The sequence below is a fragment of the Pseudomonas sp. B414 genome (assembly GCF_055408445.1).
In genome coordinates this window covers 1-4,252 of record NZ_JBUZTQ010000067.1, presented here as the reverse complement: position 1 = coordinate 4,252, position 4,252 = coordinate 1, and the positions used below count along the sequence as shown (strand labels likewise).

The following is a 4,252-nucleotide window of genomic DNA, read 5'->3' as shown; positions in this document are numbered from 1 at the left end:
GGCTACTCCTCTTGGGTTGGTGATTGCTCGCACAACCATCAAACCCGGTAGCCCCGTTCTTTTTCAAGAGGGGTGTCAGATCAAGTCGAGACTTCTACAGATCAAGCTATTGGGGGCCACGCGCCCCATCTTATTTTAGAAAAGCTGCGGCTTTCATTTGGCCCCCTAGCACTTGGCTTAGCACCTCGGGCAAAACCACCAGACTTATTTTCCAAGCTCGAAAACCAAACGGTTATGGAAGTGCACACGAGATTTTGGCGGGGGCAGGGATATTTTCAACACGCCCCCTATCCTCAATACGACTTGATCACCCGCCAAAGACCGTAGGCTCTTCTATCAGTGAAATGCTGTACTCGCCGGAGGTCAGTGTTTGATGCAGTTCGATTTCAGCATTCGCAACCCATTCACTCCAGATTTGGTCGATGTCATCGGAACATTGCCGCATGAAGTTGATGGTTAGAAATGCTTCCCACTCGCCTCGAAGATCAAAATCGTCATAGTTAGTCCCCGGTTGAAAGTCAACCGTTTCATCTACCTCGATGGTGTCCGGCTTGCCGTGTGCAATTGTGTCACGGAAGTTTTTCAACTCTTTGATGGAAGAGTACGGGCGAACTGCAAAATCAGGCTCCAGCCCCAGTGCCTTCAACACAATCTCAACCTTCTTGTCGAACCACCGCCTTTCCTTAAAATCCTCTACCTTCTGTTCGCCAATGAAGTTAAGGCGCGATTCAAAGGTGAACGCCAACATGACGAGACAGGCGGTGATGTCGAGAGCGATACCTTGCCTGTTTCCCGTAGCTTCCATTTCCTCGATACGAGCCTTGAGGTGGTGAGCTGTGTTGGAGATATCGTTGTGTATGTGAATATTCTTCTTGGCAGTTTTTTGCACCCGAAGTCTCGTCATTTAGTCCCCCCCTGACTCACTCGCAACGATCCCATTACCAACCCTCACCGCAAGCTGCTTATAATAATATATCCATCGAACATGATAATTTAAAATATAAGGCACAACACGCCAGCACAGAAAAGGCCATGACAATGAAATCAGCACAACGACGAAACTTGCCCTCCCCAGTACAAAAAACAATAATCCATAAAAAACCCAGAAGCTAAAAAGCTCCAATAGAGACTTATATCTCAGTATTTTCTTCTCTGCAAACTCGGCCTTTTCTCTTGCCAGCTTGAGCTCTTCACTTGCCGCTTCCAGTGGAACAGAACGAACTGCTATATCAACGGCCTCTATCAGAGCAGACACCCGCGCCTGCTGTAGCTCCCACTTCAAGATTTTCAGAACAGTGATCTTCGATATCAAAGGAACAACATAGAAAGCCATTATCAAGGTTACAATAAAAATCCACAGCGGAGCCTTGGTGATCGTATCAAGCAGCGCCTCTGCGAAATCTGCCGCTGAACCAATCCAAAAATCACTAAAAATCAACTGGTAAAACTTGTCTGCCCCCAGGAGCATTGCGAATACGAAGCAAAATATCCGACAAAGCGTGACGTAGCGTGACGCCTCGTTATATACAGCCTCAAAAAACTTATCAAAAATCATTTTGTCGGCAAAATATCAATAAACACAAGATCACCTCGCACGGGATCGAATGTTTCATGCACTGAAATAGGAGCTGCCCAAATTGCAACATCCTTGTTACTCAAGTTGTGAGCATGCAATTTCAAAACATCATCATAGTCTTGAATCATTATCTTGCTTTCCTGCCCAGTGACACGACTCCAAAATTTTGCCGCATATTTGAATGCAGCTGATGTTCCTTGCTGCTCCAGACCTGTAATCTGACCGATATAGACAGCTGGATTATCTAGCCGTTTTGTTGCAACAACTTTGGAAAATCGTGCAGCCCTCATCTCATCAAACAAATAACTACTGTAGCCTTTGTGTGAATCAACGTCAATTTTCAAAAGTGCACCGGGAGTAGTTCGCACCAATGCTAAAGCGTTATTTATATCCTTCAGCACAGCAGTCCGAGCGTATGCCAGCTTTCGACCACCCTCGACCGCAATCAAATCTTCTTGAGTTATTGGATCAACGTTATTGTGGATTACTAAGCCCTTACACGCTTCCAAATCGCTCTGCAGAATTTTACTGTGAGAAACTACCTCCTTCGCCGATTTCTCATATGGCTCCGCCATAAACGAATTAAACAGCTCGGGTACTTTAGCTGCCAAATCGCTGACAAAAGGAATTCTAAGAGAACCCTCTTCAAGCTCATTTACATAAATGTCAGCGTAGCCCTGAAGCTCTCTAGGCAGCGAAGTGTACTTTCTAATCTCCCCTTTATGTTCGAAGTAAACAATCTTATCAATTGAACGTTGTATATGAGGCAAGGTATAAGCGAGTGTACGCAATGACACACTATGATTAGGGGCTAAGGTTCCATCGAATGTAAGTGTTATTTGATTTCGTAGCACTGCGATTATCCATCCATGATCGGTATGGAGCAAATCATAGTCCAAACGCTTTCCTGATGCACTACAAGCCTCGCCGACATTCCGGTAGTGAAAAAGCGGTCGGAGCATAGGCGCAGGAAGAACGCCCACGAATTGAAGACGCTGGATATGAAAACTGTATTTATAGAATGCCTAGCACAACGCACCATTTAGGTGCACCTAAACGCTGCCACACTTCAAGTGTTTGTTTTTCTGATAAATCCTTTTAAATTCAATCACTTATAGATATGTGACGACCTCGTCAGCCACACTCGATAAACAACATAACCACCGTACTGAAACGACTTGATATGAATGCAGAGGCCATCACCACAGCCATAGACAAGCTGCGTCAGAATCATCAGTAGTACATGGTCAGACGGAAGGGATCGGCACGCTTTGCGATCCACCTCTAATCAGAAATGCTCACACCAACCGAGAAACGCCTCGTCATTTTGCATGAAGATGAAAGGCTTTCGCTCGCTTTCGTCGTACTCGTTGATTGTTAGTGCATAAATGCTTGAACCGACTCCCGCTCCCTGATCCTTCCGCATGGTCGCTACGGCCTTGTAACTATTCTCAGTCGATCCGTAGTCAATGACTTGTGGATCGGTGACGTAAGAGTTCTTCAAGGCGCCTACCATCAATCCAGTCCGCCTCTCTACGGTGAACTGCTTGCCGATGAAAATTCTGTTTATCGGCTTTTCCTTAGCGGCGACGGTGCCTTCAATCGTGCAACGGAAGTCCTCCGCCGCCCATACATTTGTTGCCCCTGCCAGAGCCAGCAGTGCAACCGCTTTTACCCCCACATTTATACCGGTCATTGCTTCTGCATATCTGCAATCAGAAACTCAGTGATGATGGCTTGCTCAATCCAACCCACCGTCAACTTAATCAGGAGCTTCAAATCTTTGACATCCTTATCAACCCACGTCCTGACGTAATGAGTTTCGTCATTCCCGAGCCAAACGGCTCGCTTTGCACACTGCTTGATATTTTCGTTATCAACATACACATCGATAACCTGCCCCAACGGTCTTTTCTTGACGTCATCTTCTTTGTCTGGAGATTTAGTAACGCAATAGTCTTTGACAAGGTATTCAAGCGCCTTCCGATACCCAACACCTGCGACCTCTCCCAGACGGAAAGCCTCAGCATTGCTCGCTTGTGTAAATATCGCTACAAACTGAGGAGAAATTTTTGCGACCTCTTCTGGAACAGAGGGAGCCACTGGATTTCTAGGGAATGTTGCACGCAAATAAAAGCAATCTGAATAGCCATGTTGCATCAGAGTCCTTTCGAATATGGCAATGAACATTCTTGAACATTTATGCCTGGGACACATGAAGGCTACATCAATAACTCTGTCATCCTCAGAAAAAATTGACGCTAATACTCCCGGCTCCATCGCGTGATGACAGCACGGACATTCATCGGGATGCTGATCAACATCGTATAAACTTCCATTGACCTTCAATCTTTGCATGCCACTTAATCCTTGCATGGATCACTAAAATGAAAGTCGCTGACGCCGACGCTTTCGCGAGCGACACGGTGAGCCCGAGCTTACCGATCAGATCAAACTGAAGCCACTCAAATTCAATTCAGCCACAGGGAAGAATCGCAGCAATGGGAGGACTCTTTCGACATTCACATTGCCCAGTGTGAACGGAGCCTATATTTTGTGAACGTTCTGAAGAAATCACAGACAACAAAAAAGGGCCCACCTTTCGGTGAGCCCTTCTAGACCGCCCAGCAGAGCGGATTTTGTTTGGTAGGCGCGATTGGACTCGAACCAACGACC

General features: G+C 46.2%; 5 protein-coding genes. All 5 read right to left on the bottom strand.

Annotated elements, in window-relative coordinates; genetic code table 11:
* Window positions 1-307: 307 nt before the first annotated feature.
* Window positions 308-889 (bottom strand): hypothetical protein, encoded by a 582-nt coding sequence (locus ACZRMH_RS25630; protein ID WP_464015795.1) that lies wholly within the window; start codon window positions 887-889, stop codon window positions 308-310.
* A 15-nt stretch (window positions 890-904) separates the two neighbouring features.
* Complete coding sequence (locus ACZRMH_RS25625) at window positions 905-1,555, bottom strand: hypothetical protein (RefSeq protein WP_464015794.1); 651 nt, start codon at window positions 1,553-1,555, stop codon at window positions 905-907.
* Window positions 1,552-2,475, bottom strand: coding sequence for a hypothetical protein (locus tag ACZRMH_RS25620; protein WP_464015793.1), 924 nt, complete (start codon window positions 2,473-2,475; stop codon window positions 1,552-1,554). The genes ACZRMH_RS25625 and ACZRMH_RS25620 overlap by 4 nt, the downstream gene beginning before the upstream one ends.
* 389 nt (window positions 2,476-2,864) lie before the next feature.
* Window positions 2,865-3,272: a hypothetical protein gene (locus tag ACZRMH_RS25615; RefSeq protein ID WP_464015792.1), complete on the bottom strand. Its 408-nt coding sequence runs from the start codon at window positions 3,270-3,272 to the stop codon at window positions 2,865-2,867.
* Window positions 3,269-3,934 (bottom strand): hypothetical protein, encoded by a 666-nt coding sequence (locus ACZRMH_RS25610; RefSeq protein WP_464015791.1) that lies wholly within the window; start codon window positions 3,932-3,934, stop codon window positions 3,269-3,271. Before ACZRMH_RS25610 ends, ACZRMH_RS25615 begins: the two co-directional genes overlap by 4 nt.
* Window positions 3,935-4,252: the final 318 nt, after the last annotated feature.

Coding starts and splice junctions, on each gene's coding strand:
- ACZRMH_RS25625 (WP_464015794.1), bottom strand. CDS start 1,555: ATGATTTTTGATAAGTTTTTTGAGGCTGTATATAACGAGGCGTCACGC.
- ACZRMH_RS25615 (WP_464015792.1), bottom strand. CDS start 3,272: ATGACCGGTATAAATGTGGGGGTAAAAGCGGTTGCACTGCTGGCTCTG.
- ACZRMH_RS25610 (WP_464015791.1), bottom strand. CDS start 3,934: ATGCAAAGATTGAAGGTCAATGGAAGTTTATACGATGTTGATCAGCAT.